This is a genomic window from Marinilabilia rubra, from assembly GCF_003121985.1.
Classification (GTDB): domain Bacteria; phylum Bacteroidota; class Bacteroidia; order Bacteroidales; family Marinilabiliaceae; genus Marinilabilia; species Marinilabilia rubra.
Map to the genome: position 1 here is coordinate 155,753 of NZ_QEWP01000011.1, position 20,575 is coordinate 176,327.

The window sequence follows — 20,575 nt, forward strand, 5'->3', positions numbered from 1 at the left end:
GGTTTTCAAGGTGAGGTTAGAAGTTAGATGCTGGAAGCTGGAAGTTAGAAGTTAGATGCTGGAAACTGAAATCCAGAGGTTAGATACTGGAATCCAGATACTTGAAATAAAGATTGAATTAATAATATCGTAGGTGAGAACCTCCAGCATCTAACCTCCAACCTCTAACCTCTAACCTCCAGCATCTAACCTCTAACCTCTACCCTCCAACCTCTAACATCTAAACTCTAGCATCTAACCTCTAACCTCTACCCCCAGCATCCAACCCCGAGTATTTGGCATTCTGTATCTTTCTTAGTTAGAAGACACCCCAAGCGTTTTCTCAACTGCCACCTTTATAGGCGTGATATTGGCAAGGTTATCATTAACAGGACAACGGGCTTCTACCTCTTCCACCCACTTGTCAAGTTGCTCTTGTGTTGCAGTAGTCTGGGGTTTTAATTTTAATCGAATTTCCTGGTAACCGGCACGCTGATCGGTAGGTTTTCCAAATAATTTGTCGGGATCCAGATCGCCTTCCAGCTCAATCTCCAGTTTTTGAAGCTCAATACCCTGCTCTTTTGCAACCAGGTGGCCCATTACATTTAAGCAACCGGCATAACCGGCCAGGATGTATTCAACCGGATTGGGACCATGATCTGTTCCGCCCAGATTCGCCGGTTCATCAATTACAATCTCGAAATTGCGCGCTTTGGCTACGAATTTAGTCGGACTCTCATTCTGTCCCGAAAGGGAAAATGTTACTTTTGGCATAAATAAATAATTAAAGTTTTAATAAAAAAAAGGCCCTCCCTGTTTGGAAGAGCCTCTTGTTGGGTAATAAACTGATTGTTATGGTCAATTAAAACACCGTAATCTCTTCCGCATAATGCATGCCTGTACACATACACATCATCATTTTACGACGACGGATGGTGTTGGTTGCAGATGCGAAAGTGATATTATTCATAATTGTGTCTTTTGCTGATGCAAATCTATATATTTAATTTCTAAAACCAAGAGTTGTAGGTCTTAAATTGTTTTAAAAGTAATGAGGAAAATAGGGTTACTGTCTGATACACATGGGTTTTTGGATCCCAGGTTTTTTGATCTTTTTTCGGAGGTGGATGAAATATGGCATGCCGGGGATATTGGTAACGGAAATGTTTTGACTGACCTGGAAACATTTAAGCCTTGCCGTGCTGTTTTTGGCAACATTGATGACTGGGAATTAAGAACCCGGCTTACAGAGCATCAGCGTTTTGAATGTGAAGGTCTGAGGGTGTGGATGACCCATATCGGCGGGTATCCGGGAAAGTATTCACCGACAGTTAAAAATGGTCTTTTTCAAAATCCCCCGGGGCTTTTCATATCCGGTCACAGTCATATACTGAAAGTAATGTTCGATAAAAATATTGGTTGCCTGCACATTAATCCCGGTGCCGCTGGTCGTTCGGGATTTCACCAGATGAGAACCGCCGTTCGCTTTGCCATTGATAATGGCGAAGTAAAAGACCTTGAGGTAATTGAGCTGGGCAAGAGAGGGTAGGGGATTATAGTTTTTAGTGATAGTCAATTGTGGTTAGTTGCAAGGATTGAAGGTAGAAAAATATTCCTTTGTGCTGTGTTTCTCGTTGGTTTTTGAAATCAGCAGAACGGCGGTAGAGTGGTAGTAGAAAGAATAATTTTAAGAATTAAAATAAGCTGCGGAGCTGCGTTCGAGGCAAGTTTTATACCGCCCCTTCGCGGCTTCTGTCTCCTTCAATACGGTTTTTATTTCCCTTCATTTACCGCTGCGCGAATAGGAGCAATGCAGGAAAGATCGATTTTATCAGCTGCAGAATTTCCCCCATTATTAAACAAAATTTTTTGCGAATCATTGAAGGGAAATTTGTGATATCTAAGCAATATAAATTTCATCTATATCATATAGATAAATAAACAGGTAAAAAGATACCTAAATAATTGGTGCGGGAGGTTTGTTTTGTAATTTTGTGAAGAGAGATAATTGAAAACTCTAATTGTAGAAAACTAAAAACTTATATTTATGTCTGTATTAGTTGGAAAAAAAGCTCCTGAATTCTCAGCACCTGCTGTAGTGAATGGTGGAGAAATTGTAGAAAACTTTTCACTTAAACAATACGAGGGTGAAAAATATGTTGTGTTTTTCTTTTACCCCGCAGATTTTACTTTTGTTTGCCCCACTGAGATTGTAGCCATGCAGGAGAAGCTGGCTGAGTTCGAAAGTCGCGACGTAGCAGTGGTCGGTGTTTCTACCGACCAGCAGTTCAGTCATTGGAAATGGCTTCAGACTCCCAAAAACGAAGGCGGTATCAAAGGTGTTAAGTTCCCCTTAGTTGCCGACAGCGCCATGACAATCTCTGAAAACTACGATGTTTTGGCCGGTGAATGGGATTACGATGAGGAAGGTAAGGCTGTATTTAATGGAAACCCACAAGCTTACCGTGGTTTGTTCCTTATCGATAAAGAAGGCGTTGTTCGTCACCAGGTGGTAAATGATATGCCTCTTGGGCGTAGCGTTGATGAGGTATTGAGAATGGTAGATGCACTCCAGTTCTTTGAAGCCAACGGAGAGGTTTGTCCTGCCAACTGGCAAAAAGGAGAACAGGCATTGAATCCTACTCAGGAAGGTATTGCCAGCTATCTCGGAAACAACTAGATACCACTTAATTTTCGGATTACATAGCTTTTTAGGTCGTTCCATTTCGGGACGGCCTTTTTTTGTGTGAATGGAGAGAGGGTAGAAAGGTGGAATGGTGAAACGGTAAGAGGGCATGGTTCAGCCAGTGTTCAGAAACGGGCTGAAGGCCCGGTTGAAATCAGCCCGGGGCAACATCGCGGGAAAGAGTGAGCATGGAAATTAAGGCGCCCTGTAAAGGCAGGTAGCGAGGGTGATCAGTGGTCAGTAATCAGTTTAATGCTTTTCATAATAAGTCGATTGTTGGGGGGATAGGGATTTTATAGGCCACGTGGATATCTAAAAATCTTAGATCTAACAATCTAATGTCTTCCGGGGGGAATGGAGAGAGGGTAGAAAGGTGGGATGGTGAAACGGTGAAATGGTTAGAGGGTGGAATATTGCTGATTGTTACATCGTTTGTCCAGACCTGGAAGTTTTGAAAAGCTAAGGGTATCTAATAATCTTACATCTGATAATCTAATGTCTTCCGGGGGGGTGAAAGCCTTGGGCACAGGGAAGCCAGTGTTCAGAAACGGGCTGAAGGCCCGGTTGAAATCAGCCCGGGGCAACGTTCCGGGAAAGAGTGAGCATAGAAATTATGGCGCCCTGCAAGGGCAGATAGAGAGGGGGGCGGTGGTTAATGATCACTGTTTATTGCTATTGAAAATTATCCCGTACCTACGGCACTTGTTTCCTTTAATGAGGTAATTTTCTACCGATATTACGTCCCTCCGGGACTTTGGTTGTGAGGGTGAAATCTGGTGGCCTGGATATGGTTGTAATGGTTATTTGATTTAAGGCCCGTTAGGGCTGAGATGTCGGTAGAACAAAATTTCGAAAAAATAGGTTTGAGTCCCGTTAGGGATGGGATAAGGGCATGGAGCCTGGAGCATAGGGGAAAAAGGGCCAACGGCCCGAAATCAGAAAGCCCGGGGTAAAGCCCCGGGAATGAAAATACCAGTGGTATTAAGAGCCCTGAATGGGCGAGATATAAGAGTAGTACAGAGCCCACATGATTATAGTAGTCGTGAGTATCTAACCATCTTTTCCATTCCTGGCTGAAGAACTAAAGAGGTTTTGTAAGTGTCTTTTTATACAATTTTGTTAAAAACTGTTTCATTAAGTATAGTGTTTAATCTGAATTATGTTTGTTTATAGCAGTTGCATTGGCTTATTGGCTGCTTTAGTGCCGGATATTTCACTAGTATAATGAAACTTAATAATACCTTAAAAAATTCAAATGGTCATTTAATATGTTTTTTTGATTTTTATTTTTTGGTAGCTTTAGATAAAGGGAACACGAACTAAAAGTCAGTTTAGTAAACTGATTTTCTCTCTTCTTTCATTGTTAAACCCTCCTAAAGCACTTTACCATGCGAACAAAGGATCTTTTTACAAAAGCAGCTATTTTGTTAATTATTTTGTCTGGTTGCTTCATTACTTCTGCCAAAGCACAGGACAAAAACGCTTCTCCCTATTTCGTTGTTTTATCCGGTGCTGACGAAAAAGCCAGTCTGCCACTGAAATCGACTGATGTTGATGTCGATATTTCCGGTGTTATTGCTGATGTAACGGTTAATCAGACTTACGTCAATGCTGGTGAGTCTGTTATCGAGGCCATTTATGTTTTTCCCGCTTCCACCCGGGCAGCAGTTTATAAAATGGAAATGAAAGTGGGTGACCGTATCATTATGGCCAAAATTGAAGAGAAAAAGAAAGCCCGCAAAAAGTATGAAGAGGCTAAGAAGGAAGGGAAAACTGCTTCTTTGCTCGAAGAAAAACGGCCCAATGTTTTTAAAATGAATGTGGCCAACATTGTCCCCGGCGCCACCGTTGAGGTAAAAATGTCCTATACCGAATTACTGGTGCCTTCCGACAAAGTCTATGAATTTGTTTACCCCACAGTGGTTGGTCCCCGTTACGTGAGCAAAGGAGAAATGGCGGAGGAACAAACCGAAAATTGGACAGAGAATCCTTACCTGAAAGAGGGGGAGAAGCCAACTTCCACCCTTGATATTGGTATTAGCTTAAATACGGGACTGCCTATTCAGGATATTCGGTGCGAAACCCACAAAAACAAAATTGAATATCAGGAAAAATCTTCTGCCACCGTGGCTATGGAAGAACCCGACGGCGGTAATCGCGACTTTGTAATGCAATACCGACTGGCAGGTAATCAGATTGAAACCGGGGTGTTGCTGTACGATAATCCGGATGGTGAAAAATTCTTTGTGGCCATGATGCAGCCTCCCGCCCGGGTTGAACCTGAGAATATCCCGGCCCGGGAATATGTTTTTATTGTTGATGTTTCAGGCTCCATGCATGGATTTCCGTTGGACGTCTCGAAAAAATTGATGAAAAACCTTCTCGGTGGATTACGCGATAAGGATCTTTTCAATATCGTTTTCTTTGCAGGCGGCTCATACATTTATAAAGAAAATTCCATCTCTGCCACAAAAGAGAATATTGAGAATGCTATGAGTTTTGTTGACAACCAGAATGGGGGTGGTGGAACTGAACTCATAAATGCCCTTCAGAGTGCCATGGGATTAAACCAAATGGGAAATTATGCCAGGTCCTTTGTGATTCTGACCGATGGTTATGTTTCTGTAGAAGACCAGACTTTCGATTATATTCGAAATAATCTTGGGAAGGCCAACTTCTTTTCTTTTGGAATAGGTTCGGGAGTAAATCGTCACTTAATTGAAGGAATGGCCCATGTGGGATATGGAGAACCTTTTGTGGCGATGGATGAAAAAGAGGCTGTGAAACAGGCAAAGAAATTTGAAAAATACATTTCTCAACCTGTGCTGACAGGCATTGATTACAGCTTTGAAGGGTTTAATGCTTATGATGTTATACCGGAATTTATTCCTGACTTATTTGGCCAAAGACCCATTATCATCTCGGGAAAATACCGCGGAAAGCCATCAGGAACTCTGAAAGTCACCGGAACAGCCGGGGCAAGTGAAATCTCAAAGAATCTTAATATTCAGGCTGATGATCATGAGAATAAGGCTTTGAAATATTTGTGGGCCCGCGAAAAGGTGCGTTTATTAGGTGACTATGCTTCTTTAGATAGTTATCGTTATGGTTCGTCAGAGAAAAGGGAGGCCTTAAAAGAGGAAATTACCAACCTTGGATTGAAATACAACCTTCTTACAAAGTATACTTCATTTATAGCAGTCGATTCGGTTATATCTAACAAAGGAGGCGAGCAAAAAACTGTCAAACAACCTAATCCTTTGCCTGATGGAGTTAGTAACAATGCTGTAGATGGAGAATCCAAAATGGTACTTAATGTTTCAGAATCGGATGTTACCAGTAGTGGAGTAATTAATTTTAGCTCTGTTTCAGCGCAAGAGGAAGTGGAAGAAGCTCTTGTCTTTTTTATTGTCGAAGATATGGCTGAGTTTCCAGGAGGGGATGCAGCCCTGAAAAAGTATCTTTCCGAACATCTTAAATATCCTAAGGAAGCTAAAGAGAAGGGCATTGAAGGGCGGGTTTATGTACTTTTTATAATTGATAAAGAAGGAAATGTTACTAATGTGAAAATTGCTCGTGGAGTTTCCCCTTCGCTTGATGCAGAAGCTATCAGGGTTGTGAAATCAATGCCAAAATGGAAACCCGGAAGACTGCGGGGGAAAGCTGTTCCGGTGACTTTTACGGTACCTGTTAATTTTGAACTGGATGATGATGATAAAAGTGAATAAAACTAATTGAAGCTTTTTTGAAGGAGTGGAATATAAAATGGCCCGGCGTGCACTTGCATGCCGGGTTTTTTGTTGGGAAGGGGAGAAGGGCAGGATGGTGAAACGGTGAAATGGTTAGAGGGTGGAATATTGCTGATTGTTACATCGTTTGTCCAGACCTGGAAGTTTTGAAAAGCTAAGGGTATCTAATAATCTTACATCTGATAATCTAATGTCTTCCGGGGGGGTGAAAGCCTTGGGCACAGGGAAGCCAGTGTTCAGAAACGGGCTGAAGGCCCGGTTGAAATCAGCCCGGGGCAACGTTCCGGGAAAGAGTGAGCATAGAAATTATGGCGCCCTGCAAGGGCAGATAGAGAGGGGGGCGGTGGTTAATGATCACTGTTTATTGCTATTGAAAATTATCCCGTACCTACGGCACTTGTTTCCTTTAATGAGGTAATTTTCTACCGATATTACGTCCCTCCGGGACTTTGGTTGTGAGGGTGAAATCTGGTGGCCTGGATATGGTTGTAATGGTTATTTGATTTAAGGCCCGTTAGGGCTGAGATGTCGGTAGAACAAAATTTCGAAAAAATAGGTTTGAGTCCCGTTAGGGATGGGATAAGGGCATGGAGCTTGAGTTAATAATCGGTAATAAGTGGTCAGTATTCAGTAATCGGTTTAATGGTGTTCATAATAAATCGATTTGCGTAGGCTGCGGATTTTCGTGATGTTCTGGATATCTAAAAATCTTAAATCAAATAATCTAACGTCTCCCTGAGGCAGTGCGGATATAAAAAGGGATAGATCCCCTTTCCCGGGGGATGAAAACCCCTTGGTAACGGGATGAAGACCCCTTGGTAACGGGATGAAAACCCCTTGGTAACGGGATGAAAACCCCTTGGTAACGGGATGAAAACCCCTTCAGCAGGGGATAATAACCCCTTCAGTAAGGGGAAAAAACCCCTTAGGTAGGGGAAAATAACCCCTTCAGTAAGGGGTAATAACCCCTTCGGTAAGGGGTTATGCAGACACTCAAAAGGGAGAAAGAATGGACCTGAAACTTAGAAGTCTTAATTAATGGGACGCAGATTTTATTCGCTTTCATCCGCCATATTTGCGTCATCTGTGTTCTGGTTTTTTTATCCGGTTTCAACTTAAATGTTTGCAATTTATTTTGCTTTTGGGACAGCGGCATTGTTGATTCGGGAAAGGTGTAAAGAAAAAAGCCACCCTTGTGAGGTGGCTTAAATAATTTAATTGTCATCCGGATTACTAACCTTTCTTGGGCGGCCTCCCGGAAATTGGGAAGCCAAATCCTCATAAATGGCTTTTGTTCCGTTTACGTTCTGGTTGGCCAGTAACTTGATGTTTTGGTAATAAGCCAGGTTGCTTTCATAAACATCAGAACCGAGTACCAGCATGGTGTCGTCAATCATGTCCATGATGGCCTCCAGTTTGCGAAAGCGTGGAATTAATGCTTCGCGGGTTTCAAAATCTGCCATGGTTTCCCCGGGATCAACAAACGAAGGGGTAAACTCGGGCTGATCGCCCATGTACTTAATCACCTTTCTCGACCAGTTGGTGTTTCCGTCGCCAAGTCTGGCGTATGATTGGCGCTCATCCGGGGTTAAACTGATACATTTGCCGCTTAACACATTGTTAATGGCTTTGATGTTCTCATCCAGCTGGGTTAATTCCTCCTGGGTAAGAGTTACAGACAATAAATTTTCTATTGCCATAATAAAATATTTAAATTATCATTGCAGGGCCCGTCAGCCTCCTCTTCCTGAATGTCTCGCCAAAAACGTTCCCGGGAGATGACCAGCTGGCGGGTTACCTGTTTTTTGGTTTTTAACCAATTCTGCGTTTTTAATTATAAGATTGTGTAAAAACCAGATCGAAGGTAATAAATATGAATTTAATAGGTTGTAATACTGAAAATTGCTAAACGGTAGAATGCGGTTTACAGGACGTTTTTTATCAACTCTGTTTAACTTAATATTGTTCATTCAGAAAGCAAACCCCGCCATTCAGAAATTAACTTCCGTCATTCAGAAAGTAAGTGGCATTTTTTTGAATTTTTTTGCCGATTGCTGTTTTTCGGAATCAGAATTTTGCGTTTGTGAAGACGAAAAACTTAAATAGTCAGATAACTTTTCTGAGACTGGCATGTTGATTATTGGTAATTTAAAACTGCTATTTCATGAAATTAGGAATCATTTTAGAAACAAAAGAATTTGAAAAGGCATGGAACGCTTTTCGGTTTGCTGTCGCTGCCAAAAAGAGAGGGCACGAGGTAAAACTGTTTTTAATGGGAGAGGCCGTAGAATGCGAAGGGCTGATCCACGAGAAATACAATGTAGATGAACAACTCAAGGCCTTTGTGGAGGTCGGTGGTGAAATTTTTGCTTGTGGCACCTGTTTGAAATCAAGACAACTCGACAGTTCCGAAGCTTGTCCCATCTCAACCATGAACGACTGTGTGGATCTGGTGGAGTGGGCGGATAAAATGGTGACGTTTTAAAGTCTTTCGCATGAACTAATTAACACAATAGATCGTTAGACTTTTAGATATAAGATTTAAGATAGATCATATAACACTGATAATCCGGGCTTTAAGACGAAAAACTATTCATCCCCAAGAGATTGAACTTTAGACTTTTATAAAAGTTTAACGGAGTATTGTAACAGGTATAGGTGTTTTATATTTTGGTTTTCATGTGGTAACAATTAATATTTCTTCGTGTAAAATCATTTCTGTCATTGTGTTTAACTCCTAAAATTGGAATCATGACAACGGTAAACATCTATCTAACCTTTAATGGTAATTGCCGGGAGGCTTTTGAATTTTACAAGTCCGTATTAGGCGGCGAGTTTCCCTATGTTGGAACCTTTGGTGAAATGCCTCCGCAGGAAGGAATGCAACCGGTTCCTGAAGATAAAAAGGGACAGATCATGCACATGAGTCTGCCCGTTAGTCAGGAAACACAGCTGATGGGGAGTGATACCATCGAAGGATTTGGCCCTCCGGTTACTTCCGGCAATAATTTTTCAATAAATATCAGTACCGATTCCGCTAAAGAGGCCGATCGCATTTTTAAAGGATTATCAGAAGGCGGAAAAGTGATTATGCCGATGGATAAGACCTTTTGGGGAGCTTATTTCGGAATGTTGACGGATCAGTTTGGCATAAACTGGATGATCAATGTCGATTTGAATGCATGGGAATAGGGGGGTGCCTTTTCTGATATCGCAGACTCCTCCACGACCATGGTTTAACCTTCTTTTTCAGCGATATTTAAGAACAAACTCTTAGTGGATGAAAATATTTAAGTGGATTGTCAAAATTGCCCTTGTCATAATCGGGGTGATTTTTTTGGTGGTGGTTAGTGTTTTGGCTATTGACCAATACCAGACACGTTATTTGAAAAATCGAAATAAAGATCTGGCCAATGCCGGCACTTGTCTGGTCACCCATGTAAATGTGATCCCTATGACCAGCGACACCATTCTGATGGATCAGATGGTGTACATCAGGGAGGGTAAGATAGAGGCGATTGGGGAGGCTATCGATGTTCAGAATGTAAAAGTAGTGGAAGGAAAGAATAAGTATCTGCTTCCCGGACTTATTGATATGCACGTTCACCTTTGGGACCGTTACGAGCTTGGTCTCTATCTGGCAAACGGGGTGACTGCTATCAGAAACGTTTGGGGAATGCCCATGCACCTGAGAATTAAGGAGGCGGTCAGCAATAATAAGATTTATTCACCTTCCTTTTTTACCACCGGGCCCAAACTCACCGGTCCTGAGTTTATTGGGTCTGATAACCTTCAGATCTTTGCGCCTGAGGAAGGTCGTGAGAGGGTGCGATCCTACAAAAAGAGGGGCTACGATTTTATTAAAACTTACTATGGTTTACCAAAGGATATTTTTGATGCTGTCATTGATCAGGCTGCCATCTCGGGGATGGATATTGTAGCGCATCCTTCTAATAAGGTGCCCTATACATATCATTTCAACTCGCAGATTGCAAGCATTGAACATGCTGAGGATATTGTACAGCGGGCCCTTGATTACAAACTCGACACCTTAAAGCTTAACCAACTGGCTAATGAATTTGCCGATTCACCTCACACCTCAATGTGTCCTACACTTATGGCGTTTTATAACATTTACAATATGCTTGAGGATGATGAGATCCTGTCTGACAGCATGGTGCAATATATGAATCCTGCCATAAAAATGCTAGACAGCCATACCCAGTTTGACCGGTGGCATAATGCTAAAATGGAAGACACTGCCGTTGTCAGCCGCATAAAGAATCAACACGAATTTCATCTTCTGGCCATCAGAAAACTGCATGATGCCGGTGTTAATATTGTTTGTGGCACGGATGCAGGTATTGGCATTACCGTTCCGGGATATTCCATCCACCAGGAGCTTTCTTTCTACAGGCAGGCCGGTCTTTCGAACTTTGAAGTGCTTAAGGCAGCCACCATAAATGCCGCCAAAACTCATAAGATTATAAATAATATGGGGTCAATTGAAAAAGGGAAGATTGCCAATTTGATTCTTGTGGATAATAATCCTCTGATTGATCCGGGTGTCCTGAAAAAGCCTGATATGGTGTTTGTTAACGGGAGGGGGCTGGATAGATATACTTTAAATTCATTCGAAGAAAAATCGAGAAACCGAAATGGTTTACTGGCCACACTGATTCGGTTTGTGGAGAATTCGGTGGTGGAGAAATAGAGGTCATGGCTTTATGCTCTGTCAGTGAATAGAGTCATGTGAATAAGGTGTTGGCTATAAGGGAAGAAATTGTCTCAAAAGTATAAATCATCTAAAATATGTCATGTTGAGCGGAGGCGAAACATCTGTTTATCAGAAGAACAGATTCTTCGACAAGCTCAGAATGACAGCTAATTTGGACTTTTGAGATACCCTCTCTTTGATTGTATATGCCTTTGTTTTTGAAACAATCTGCATTTCCATAACTTTTTCCAGGCAACCATTTTCCGGAACTGGCGTCTATCCGCTAAGTTTAACTTTAAACCTGATTTTGTTTTTGATGGAAGAAGGCTTTAGCCTGCTTTATTCATGAATTGTTGTAATGAGATGTTCAAATATCAGGAAATACAATTAACCGCAAATAAAATGAATGCAGGAAATAATAAATTATTTTCAAATCAATTTTATTGAGGACGATTGTAGTTCGCAGGTAGTTGAGCATCGGAATAAATAATTTGTGAATAAAGAAGGTTAGAGTAAATTGTGGTATAGTAAAGATTATTAAATTCAAATAGATGAGTAGATTCAATTTTTTATCCGGGCTTTTAGGACTTATGATTTTTCAATCATGTGGCAGTCAGAAAAGCGCCATAATGTGGGTGAGCGGCATTAAAACAGAATGCCCGGCAGGTGCCGGAAAAATGCAATGCATGAATGTACACAGAGGAGAAAATTTAGAAAATGCAGAATGGGAAAACTTCTATTCTCAAATTGAGAATTTCGAGTTTGAAGAGGGTTATCTGAAGAAAATTAAAGTAAAAGAAGAGAGGAAGGAGAAGGTGCCTGCCGATGCCTCTTCTGTTAAATATACTTTGATAAAAGAACTGGTAAAACAACCGGATAAACGAACTCAGATAAAAGGTAATTGGAGGCTGGCCGGTTTGAATAATCATCCCATTAATAAAAAAGCCAACTTGCCTGATTTGGAAATACGACTGTCTGAGATGCGGGTCAATGGTTACAGCGGATGTAACAATTATTCCGGTACTATTCAGCAACTAACGCAGGATAGCATCCGGTTTGGTCCCATCATGAGTACTAAAAAAGCCTGCCTGAATGATAATGTTGAGCCTGAATATTACGAGGCTGTTAATAGCGTGGCTACTTATATTGTGGAGGAGGGGCGACTCAATTTTTTTAACCAGCACGGGGAAAAGGTTCTGTCTTTCCTGAAATCCAACGAAGCTAATAAAAGACTTCATGACATTTGGAATGCCACTCAAATATTTGGCGAACCTGTAACTCGCAAGAACTCGTTTCCACGCCTGGAAATAAACCTTACGAAAATGAAAGTTTATGGGTCCGATGGCTGTAACAACTACACCGGATCTATTAAAGAAGTAACAGGTGAAACGATTCAATTCGGTAACCTGGCTTCAACCCGGAAAATGTGTTCCGATATGCAAGTTCCGGACCAATACCTGAAAGCCATTAACCAGGTTGCCGGTTACCGCCTGGAAGGGGTGAACCTCATTCTTCTGGATAGCGATAACAAGGAGGTGCTTAGGTTTTTAAAAGGGGATTAAGGAATCCGAATAGATCGTTATATTTTTAGATGTGAGATTTAAAACGAATCGTGCAACACGGAAGGTCTGCATATTAGTACAAAATGCTTTTTAGGCGCAAACAGATGATTCAATGACTCTTGTGAAAGTTTAACGGACTATTAGGATATAAATTGAAAAAATTGCCGGGGGCAATGCCGTAAAGCGTTATCAAGCTTTTCGGTATTGCCTTTTTTGTTTTTTCTCCCCCCGCACAAAGACAAAGAAACCTCGCCCACAAAACAACATATCCCGCAAAAAAGCACAGGCTAACGCTTCAACCAATTTTTGCGGGAAGAGTTGTTTTTTTGCCATCACTCATTTCAGGTCGAATCGACAATTAGAGATTCATAAAAAAATATAGATTACTTTTATAGTTATTTGACTTTAGTAAAAAACTTAGATGCAAAAATCCGAAATATCAACATACGATTTTAATAACAAGCAAACAGCTTTAGGTGTAGAAATAGTTGATTTGAGCAAAATAATGACACATAAAGATAAAGCCTTAAAAGCACATCGCTTAAACTTCTATCAAATACTTATTATAACCAAAGGCAGAGGCATTCATGAAGTTGATTTCCAACTTATAGCCTATTCAGAAAATACTGTTATTCCGGTAGCTATGGGGCAAGTACAACGTTTTACTTTAAACCCAAACCTTGCAGGATATGCCATTTTATTTACTCCTGATTTTTTGATAAAAGAAAACCTTGATTATAGCTATTTATTTGACTTCACCATCTTTCTGCACACCATTAATCCGATTAGCAGTATTGCTAATCAGGCGGTTTATACATTAATTGATGAGATGGTTTCTGAACAACAAAAAAAACTTGAATTCAATACGACTGAATATCAACGTAATTTGTTGAAGAACTTTTTAATTCAGATTGAACGAAACAAGAGGCAAAGAACCGATATTGTATATAATGATTCGTTAGAATTGTTTTTAAAATTTCGACAATTGCTCGAAGAGAATGTAAACTATAAAGTTAGGGTGGTTGACTTATGTGAGCAATTAAATGTATCGGAGAAACAACTCAACGGCAGTATAAGACAATACCAGAATATAACAGCAAAAAAATACATTGATGACAGGATTTTACTAGAGATAAAGCGCCTTTTAGTTTATTCTACGTTATCAATTAAAGAGATTGCTTATGAAATCGGTTTTGAAGACCCAACAAATTTTACGAAATATTTTAAGACTCGAATGAAAATGCTGCCCACCGAGTACCGGCAACAAAACGAATAATTCATTTACCATTCAAAGGCACTTTTTTACCTTTCCCCGTTTTGCCTGGCACCCTACTTTTGTAATGTAAATTTTAATTCAAAAAACAGTTAAAAAATACATTATGAAGATAGCAGTTACATGAGCAACAGGTCAATTCGGACAGTTGGTTGTTGAACAACTAAAAAAAAGAATCGCAAACGAAGAAATCGTAGCATTAGCGCGTAACCTTGAGAAAACGTCAGGTTTAGGTGTTGAAGTTCGTGAATTTGATTATACCAAACCCGAAATAATGGTAGAGTCACTCAAAGGTATCGACCACCTTTTGCTCATTTCAGGAAGCGAATTTGGTCAAAGAGCAACTCAGCACACCAATGTAATCAATGCAGCTAAAAAAGCGGGCGTCAAGTGGATTATTTACACCAGCCTTTTGCGTGCCGACACGACCAAAATAAATATCGCAGGGAAGCATATCGCATCAGAAAAAGCACTAAAAGCATCGGGTATCACCTACACAATTTTACGTAACGGATGGTATTCCGAAAATTACACCATGCCAATACCCGGAGCAATGAAAGGTGGAGCATTGTTAGGAAGCGCCAAAGACGGTAAAATTTCATCTGCACCTCGTGCCGATTATGCCGAAGCAGCAGCCATTGTGCTTACTGACGAAAGCTATAAAGGCAAGACTTTTGAATTAGCCGGCGACAGTTCTTATACTTTGTCAGATTTAGCAGCCGAAGTCTCAAAACAATCAGGAGAATCAATTCCCTACAAGGATATTCCGGAGCAGGAGTATGCCAACATTCTTAAAAACATAGGTTTGCCTGAAGGAATGGCCAATGCTTTTGCCAGTTGGGATGTGAATGCATCTAAAGGAGACTTGTATTGCGACACCAATCATCTAACCGATATTTTGGGGCGTCGAACTACACCTATCGCCGAATCGGTAAAGGTGGCACTATCATAAACTTTATTCAGGAAAATATAAATAACAACCATTGAGGTTGATACTGGATGTCGGTCTCAATATAAAAATTTTAAAAAATGAAAAACATATTTATAGCAATTATTACATGCATCGTAGCCATTTCCGTGCATGCACAACCAAAAGCAAATTTTACAACTGACCAATTTGAAAATTTCACCTTACATACCTATGCATCTTTCGATGCCATGGCAGATGTGTCGTTTATTGTTGAAGGAAAAAACAGCTTGGTAATAATAGAGCCCCAAGCTTTTAAGGGAAAGGTGGAAGAATTTATGGATTACACTCAAAAACTCAACAAACCCATCGAAAAAGTACTGGTATCGTTCCATGCTGCCGGACTGAAAGTTTATAAAAATGAACATAAAGTGATTACGAAACCCATGGCAGAATTTATGAAATCGGATGCTGCTCAAGGTATGCTGGGATTTTTCGACAAAGCATTTAATGGTGTTATGGATACGGAAGTGGTTGAATTTGATGAACATATTGATGCCAACACAAAATTTACCGTTGACGGCGTGGAATATGTTCTCGAACCAACAGCAGTTCCCGGAATGCCTGGTGTAAATATTGCCATAGGAGGAAAAGTTTATTACCAACATTTTGTTCCGGTTAAAGGTATGCATGCTTCTAAAAACCAAATTAACAGCAAATCAGCAATTGACGGTGCTTTGGCAGATGCTATGAAAGCAAAAAAAGGAGGATACTCTCTACTTCTGGGCTCTCACGGAATTGGTGAAGCCGGAACTGAAGACTTAAAATTTCAGATTAAATATTTGAAAACAATGAAAAAAATTGCCGAAAAGGCAACTACAGCAGATGAATTCATTGAGCAAATGAATGCTAAATATCCCAATTGTAAAGGAGAAGAAGATTTAAAAGGGATTGCATCAAACCTCTATAAATGATTGTAAATTCAGATTCTTAAAAACTATATAATTTTAAAAAAATGAAAGTAAAAAATATCATATTGGTGTTAGCATTAATTTTATACACAACAATGACTAATGCGCAGGAAACAGAAGCAACACGTTTATTAAAAGAACAAAACACAGAGTTTGTTCCTGATATTTTCAAGTTTGGAGATAACGTTTGGTTTGCTGTTGGTTACGATGTAAGTAACATTGCGATGATTGAAGGTGAAACCGGGATTATATTAATCGATGCCGGAATGTCTCCTGTACGAATGGAAAAACTTCGATTGAAATTCCGTGAGATTACCAACAAACCGATAAAAGCAATTATTATCACACATGGGCATGGCGACCATTTTGGTGGCATTCAGGCGTTTTTAGATGAAGGTAGCAATCCACAGGTTTGGGGAAGAAGGGGAGCATTGGGCAACAATGTTGGTTTTAACATAGAAGCCAATGCCGGTAAACTGGCGGGCTTAACGTATGGTAATGTGCGTGGGGGACGACAAGCTGGTATTATTCTTCCCGATTCCCTTCATATTAACAATGGCGTTGCTGCCAAACCCGACAAACAGCGAACTATGTTTACCCGTGGAAAGGAAACAGCCGAATTTAGTCCAACACATTTCTTTACAGAAGAGCGAAAACAAATTGAAATCGACGGCGTGAAATTTGAATTGGTTGCTGCTTCAGGTGAAACCTACGACAACATGTATGTTTTTATGCCAGAACAAAAAATCCTTTTTTGTGGGGATACCTATTACAAATCGTTTCCTAACCTTTATACCATCCGTGGCTCGCAATACCGTGATGTGCAAAGCTGGTACCAAAGCATAGATAAAATGCGAAACGAGAATTCGGAATATTTACTGCCCGGCCACACTCGCCCTGTAGTTGGAAAAGACAAGGTAAAAGAAACGTTAACCAATTACCACGATGCCATAAAATTTGTATTCGACAAAACCATTGAAGGCATGAATAAAGGTATGACTCCCGACCAATTGGTTGAGTATGTAAAACTACCCGAAAACCTTGCTACCAAACCCTATTTAATCGAATATTACGGTCGTGTGGATTGGGCTGTTCGTTCAATCTTCAATGGCTATTTAGGGTGGTTTGACGGTAATCCTATAAACTTTAATAAACTCACTCCACTAGCCGAAGCCGAAAGAATGGCAAACATGCTTGGAGGGATAGAAATTCTCAAAGAGAAAGCCTTAGAGGCATTCAAAGAAGAAGATTATCAATGGGCGGCTCAGTTATCTGATTATTTACTTGCGATAGATAAAAATGATAGTGAAATCATCAACCTAAAAGCAGAAGCTTTAATGGAAATTGCCAAAAACATGGTAACAGCTACAGGACGGAATTACATGAATAGTTATGCCATACAGTTACTGAAATCAATAGAGGAATGATTCAATTGAGGGACAATACACGTTTTTTCATTTATACAATTGCATTTTTGCCGTTTATCCTGCTATTATCCAGCGGTGTAATTATGCTCTATTATCACACCGGAGCACCCAAAGAAGCTTTGATAATAGCTAGGGATGGATATTTCTGGCTGGCGTTTCACAAAACAGTTTCAATGGTTTGTACACCATTCATTCTGCTTCACCTGTTTGTAAAAACAAATTGGGTAAAAAACTATTTCCTTTTCAAACTGAAAGGTAAGTTTAAAACTTCAAATATCGTTTTATTCCTTGCTTACTTTATTTGTTTGTTTACAGCAATAGGTTCGTGGTTAGTTTTCCGTGATAATGACATCGTGAGCCAACTGAAAGGTCTGCATAATAAGATTGGTATTTTATTAATATTTATATTTTGCATTCATGTTTGGAATTATTGGACAGTTATTTTTAACCAAATAAAAAGATTAGGGTGTAAGCTTAGATAAGAGCTATTAACCCTGCTCTATTTGTAAGCACATTGGCAAAGCCACACAAGCCCAGGCATCATCCAAAGCTTTGTCAAAGAGCTTGTAGAATAATCTGTTCGTTTAATAAACAGATGTTTCAGTTACGCTCAGCATAACATGCTATTGTTGTTTTATATTTTTCGGACAGCTTCTGCTTGTCGGTAAATATTCCTTTGCTCAACGATTATTACTATCCACTCAAAAATTCTGAACGTTTACATAATTTGTTTTTTGATGGAAATTTTTTTGGTAGATTCGGGGAGTGAATGCTTTTAGAAACAAAATGGATATAATCGCAATGTTGTTTTTGGAAAAGAAAGGACATTGAGGCAATGGAGTCGTTGCCGTTCATTGTAAGGAAAAAAAGCTGTAGTGCAACCAATAAAAGTTAGATGAATAAGAATTGTATATTTGTAAGAAGCCAATACAATTTGATTATAATATGACAAGTAAATCCCAGATAGAAGTTGAAAACAAACTCATTTCGATTGTTAAACAAGATGAGCAAGACTACATAAGTCTGACCGATATGGTAAAAGGAGAAGAAGGTTCTGACCACATCAGAAATTGGATGAGAAATCGTAACACGGTAGAATTTATTGGATTATGGGAAACTTTAAATAATCCAAATTTTAAACCTGTCGAATTCGACACCTTTAGAAAACAAGCTGGATTAAATAGCTTCAACTTAACGCCAAAAAAATGGATTGAAGCTACAAACGCAATTGGGTTAATCTCAAAATCTGGCAGATACGGTGGAACTTATGCTCATAAAGATTTAGCATTTGAATTTGGTTCATGGATTAGTCCAATGTTTAAACTTCTGTTGATTAAAGAATATCAACGATTAAAAGAGATTGAAAGCAACCAATACAATCTTGAGTGGAATGTGAAACGGATTTTATCAAAAACCAATTATCAGATTCATGCAGATGCTGTTAAGGATTGCATCCTGCCGGAGAAAAATTACGATAAGGATAAAGAATGGTTGATATATGCTGAGGAAGCGGATTTGTTAAATGTAGCGTTATTCAAATCTACAGCGAAAGATTGGCGTGAAGTGAACCCGGATAAAGCTAAAAAAGGATTAAACATTCGCGATTTTGCGAGCATAAATGAACTTGTTGTTCTTGCTAATTTAGAAAACCTTAATTCCATATTAATCCGCAACCAAGTTGACAAAGAGCAAAGATATAGACAATTACGAGATATTGTAAAGATTCAGCTAAAATCACTTGACGAAAAGAATTTTATGAAAGCATTAAAAAAAGTATCAGACGATATATACATTGACAACAAAAATAAATTGAAATAAACAACGAAACGGCAACAAAGCTATAATACGTCAGCCGTCGCATCCACAGCATATTGAGAGAGTCGTTTTATCCTCTCCCATGCGTTCGGGCTGATAAAACCACAGTTGGTCTGAAAACACGAAACGCCCGGGTTTGTATTGCCGGGTTATGAGTTATTAATATGAATTCACCGTAACATAAATAACAGTTAAAGAGGTTTAAATTTTAAACGATATGAGAAAACAATTATTGGTAATAGCTTTAATTACAATTTCATGCATTGAATCTTCTTCTCAGATTATTTTTGAGAAAGGCTATTTTATTAATGAATCAAACAAAAAAATTAATTGTTTAATTAAAAATATTGATTGGAAAAATAATCCAACGGAGTTTGAATACAAGCTTTTTCAAAATGATACAGCTCAAACAGCAACTATTCAGACAGTAAAAGAATTTGGAATCAATAATGTTTCCAAATATATCAGAGCTAAAACCAATATTGATAGGTCTTCTGACCAAATAGATGAAATGAGTTCTGAAAGAAATCCCAATTTTCAAGAAGAGTTATTATTTCTTAAAGTGCTCATTGAGGGACAAGCATCGTTTTTCGTTTACACCGATGGTAGTTTGACGCGATTTTTCTATAAGTTAAATGATTCTGAAATAAATCAATTAGTTTATAAAAGATATTTAGTTGACAACAAAATTTCAAAGAATGATTACTTTAAACAGCAATTATTTCTGAATTTGAAGTGTGAAGGAATGCAATTAAAAGACTTAAAACATATTAGATATAATAGAAAAGAATTAGGACGAATATTTATAAAATACAATAAATGTATCAGTTCTGATTATATTAATTATGAACCCATACAAAAAAAGGATTTTTTTAATTTATCCATCCGACCAGGTTTGAATTATAGCAGCTTAGAAATAAATAATTCTATGCCTGATTCAAGAGATTCCGAGTTGGGCAGTAATTTTGGCAGTAATTTTGGTGTTAGATTTGGAATGGAGGCTGAATTTATTTTACCCTTTAATAAAAACAAATGGCGTATAATTGTAGAACCAACTTATCAATACTATAAATCAGAACAATCAAAAGAAACAAGCAATGTTTCAGGTGGAATTCTTGTTTCAAAAGTTGATTACAAATCAATAGAATTGCCTATAGGTATCCGGCACTATTTTCATTTTAATGATAAATCAAAACTATTTACAAACATTTCTTATGTTCTTGATTTTGCTAGTAGTTCAACTATTGAATTCTGCAGACAGGATAATTCAATGCTAAATTCATTAGAAGTAAAATCCAGACCAAATGTTGCTATGGGTTTTGGTTACAAATTTGAGGATAAGTATAGCCTTGAAATGAGATATAGTACAAGTCGAAATATATTAGGCGACTATTTGTTATGGGGCTCGGATTATAGAACAATTTCAATAATTATTGGATATACATTATTTTAATAACAATTCATTCAATTGTTCATGTTATAGAACTTA

Annotated in this window: 15 protein-coding genes and 1 pseudogene; 14 read left to right on the top strand and 2 right to left on the bottom strand. The window is 39.0% G+C overall.

Annotated features, from left to right (window positions below):
* Nucleotides 1–294: 294 nt before the first annotated feature.
* Entirely contained in the window at nucleotides 295–753 is a 459-nt protein-coding gene (locus DDZ16_RS13965) for an OsmC family protein (protein WP_109265104.1), read from the bottom strand.
* 277 nt (nucleotides 754–1,030) lie between these two features.
* Between DDZ16_RS13965 and DDZ16_RS13970 the strand changes: the two genes are divergently transcribed.
* The 3 genes from DDZ16_RS13970 to DDZ16_RS13980 all read left to right on the top strand — a co-directional run bounded on the left by DDZ16_RS13970 (nucleotide 1,031) and on the right by DDZ16_RS13980 (nucleotide 6,393).
* Nucleotides 1,031–1,528, top strand: a complete 498-nt coding sequence (locus tag DDZ16_RS13970; protein ID WP_109265105.1) for a metallophosphoesterase family protein — start codon at nucleotides 1,031–1,033, stop codon at nucleotides 1,526–1,528.
* Between the two features lie 498 nt (nucleotides 1,529–2,026).
* The gene (locus DDZ16_RS13975; protein WP_109265106.1) at nucleotides 2,027–2,659 is read left to right on the top strand and encodes a peroxiredoxin; all 633 of its coding nucleotides are present in this window, start codon (nucleotides 2,027–2,029) and stop codon (nucleotides 2,657–2,659) included.
* 1,394 nt (nucleotides 2,660–4,053) lie between these two features.
* A complete protein-coding gene (locus DDZ16_RS13980; protein WP_109265107.1) occupies nucleotides 4,054–6,393 on the top strand; it encodes a TonB family protein in 2,340 nt (779 codons plus the stop codon).
* Nucleotides 6,394–7,628: 1,235 nt separating this feature from the next.
* On the opposite strand, the gene DDZ16_RS13985 is transcribed toward DDZ16_RS13980, so the two are convergent.
* A complete protein-coding gene (locus DDZ16_RS13985) occupies nucleotides 7,629–8,114 on the bottom strand; it encodes a hypothetical protein (RefSeq protein ID WP_109265108.1) in 486 nt (161 codons plus the stop codon).
* A gap of 464 nt (nucleotides 8,115–8,578) precedes the next feature.
* Here DDZ16_RS13985 and DDZ16_RS13995 point away from each other — a divergent pair, with 464 nt between their 5' ends.
* The 11 genes and pseudogenes from DDZ16_RS13995 (at nucleotide 8,579) to DDZ16_RS14045 (ending at nucleotide 20,539) form a co-directional block, all read left to right on the top strand.
* On the top strand, nucleotides 8,579–8,899 hold the full coding sequence (locus DDZ16_RS13995) for a DsrE/DsrF/TusD sulfur relay family protein (RefSeq protein ID WP_109265110.1): 321 nt from the start codon (nucleotides 8,579–8,581) through the stop codon (nucleotides 8,897–8,899).
* A 266-nt stretch (nucleotides 8,900–9,165) separates the two neighbouring features.
* A complete protein-coding gene (locus DDZ16_RS14000) occupies nucleotides 9,166–9,606 on the top strand; it encodes a VOC family protein (RefSeq protein ID WP_109265111.1) in 441 nt (146 codons plus the stop codon).
* Between the two features lie 88 nt (nucleotides 9,607–9,694).
* The gene (locus DDZ16_RS14005) at nucleotides 9,695–11,128 is read left to right on the top strand and encodes an amidohydrolase family protein (protein ID WP_109265112.1); all 1,434 of its coding nucleotides are present in this window, start codon (nucleotides 9,695–9,697) and stop codon (nucleotides 11,126–11,128) included.
* A gap of 554 nt (nucleotides 11,129–11,682) precedes the next feature.
* Nucleotides 11,683–12,693: an META domain-containing protein gene (locus DDZ16_RS14010; RefSeq protein ID WP_109265113.1), complete on the top strand. Its 1,011-nt coding sequence runs from the start codon at nucleotides 11,683–11,685 to the stop codon at nucleotides 12,691–12,693.
* 421 nt (nucleotides 12,694–13,114) lie between these two features.
* Complete coding sequence (locus tag DDZ16_RS14015) at nucleotides 13,115–13,969, top strand: helix-turn-helix domain-containing protein (protein ID WP_109265114.1); 855 nt, start codon at nucleotides 13,115–13,117, stop codon at nucleotides 13,967–13,969.
* 136 nt (nucleotides 13,970–14,105) lie between these two features.
* Nucleotides 14,106–14,918 (top strand): annotated as a pseudogene (locus DDZ16_RS14020) (SDR family oxidoreductase); the annotation flags it as partial.
* Nucleotides 14,919–14,995: 77 nt separating this feature from the next.
* Entirely contained in the window at nucleotides 14,996–15,847 is an 852-nt protein-coding gene (locus tag DDZ16_RS14025) for a hypothetical protein (RefSeq protein ID WP_109265115.1), read from the top strand.
* Between the two features lie 41 nt (nucleotides 15,848–15,888).
* On the top strand, nucleotides 15,889–17,271 hold the full coding sequence (locus tag DDZ16_RS14030) for an alkyl/aryl-sulfatase (RefSeq protein WP_198416723.1): 1,383 nt from the start codon (nucleotides 15,889–15,891) through the stop codon (nucleotides 17,269–17,271).
* Nucleotides 17,268–17,753 (top strand): hypothetical protein, encoded by a 486-nt coding sequence (locus DDZ16_RS14035; protein ID WP_109265116.1) that lies wholly within the window; start codon nucleotides 17,268–17,270, stop codon nucleotides 17,751–17,753. The genes DDZ16_RS14030 and DDZ16_RS14035 overlap by 4 nt, the downstream gene beginning before the upstream one ends.
* A 463-nt stretch (nucleotides 17,754–18,216) precedes the next feature.
* Nucleotides 18,217–19,089, top strand: coding sequence for a KilA-N domain-containing protein (locus DDZ16_RS14040; RefSeq protein WP_109265117.1), 873 nt, complete (start codon nucleotides 18,217–18,219; stop codon nucleotides 19,087–19,089).
* Nucleotides 19,090–19,303: 214 nt separating this feature from the next.
* Entirely contained in the window at nucleotides 19,304–20,539 is a 1,236-nt protein-coding gene (locus DDZ16_RS14045) for an autotransporter outer membrane beta-barrel domain-containing protein (RefSeq protein WP_198416724.1), read from the top strand.
* The last annotated feature ends 36 nt before the right edge of the window (nucleotides 20,540–20,575 follow it).

Bases quoted from the DNA above. Each gene is read 5' to 3' on its own strand.
- DDZ16_RS14000 (WP_109265111.1), top strand. From the start codon at position 9,166: ATGACAACGGTAAACATCTATCTAACCTTTAATGGTAATTGCCGGGAG.
- DDZ16_RS14030 (WP_198416723.1), top strand. From the start codon at position 15,889: ATGAAAGTAAAAAATATCATATTGGTGTTAGCATTAATTTTATACACA.
- DDZ16_RS13980 (WP_109265107.1), top strand. From the start codon at position 4,054: ATGCGAACAAAGGATCTTTTTACAAAAGCAGCTATTTTGTTAATTATT.
- DDZ16_RS13975 (WP_109265106.1), top strand. From the start codon at position 2,027: ATGTCTGTATTAGTTGGAAAAAAAGCTCCTGAATTCTCAGCACCTGCT.
- DDZ16_RS14045 (WP_198416724.1), top strand. From the start codon at position 19,304: ATGAGAAAACAATTATTGGTAATAGCTTTAATTACAATTTCATGCATT.
- DDZ16_RS13965 (WP_109265104.1), bottom strand. From the start codon at position 753: ATGCCAAAAGTAACATTTTCCCTTTCGGGACAGAATGAGAGTCCGACT.
- DDZ16_RS14025 (WP_109265115.1), top strand. From the start codon at position 14,996: ATGAAAAACATATTTATAGCAATTATTACATGCATCGTAGCCATTTCC.
- DDZ16_RS13995 (WP_109265110.1), top strand. From the start codon at position 8,579: ATGAAATTAGGAATCATTTTAGAAACAAAAGAATTTGAAAAGGCATGG.
- DDZ16_RS13985 (WP_109265108.1), bottom strand. From the start codon at position 8,114: ATGGCAATAGAAAATTTATTGTCTGTAACTCTTACCCAGGAGGAATTA.
- DDZ16_RS14040 (WP_109265117.1), top strand. From the start codon at position 18,217: ATGACAAGTAAATCCCAGATAGAAGTTGAAAACAAACTCATTTCGATT.
- DDZ16_RS13970 (WP_109265105.1), top strand. From the start codon at position 1,031: ATGAGGAAAATAGGGTTACTGTCTGATACACATGGGTTTTTGGATCCC.
- DDZ16_RS14010 (WP_109265113.1), top strand. From the start codon at position 11,683: ATGAGTAGATTCAATTTTTTATCCGGGCTTTTAGGACTTATGATTTTT.
- DDZ16_RS14015 (WP_109265114.1), top strand. From the start codon at position 13,115: ATGCAAAAATCCGAAATATCAACATACGATTTTAATAACAAGCAAACA.
- DDZ16_RS14005 (WP_109265112.1), top strand. From the start codon at position 9,695: ATGAAAATATTTAAGTGGATTGTCAAAATTGCCCTTGTCATAATCGGG.
- DDZ16_RS14035 (WP_109265116.1), top strand. From the start codon at position 17,268: ATGATTCAATTGAGGGACAATACACGTTTTTTCATTTATACAATTGCA.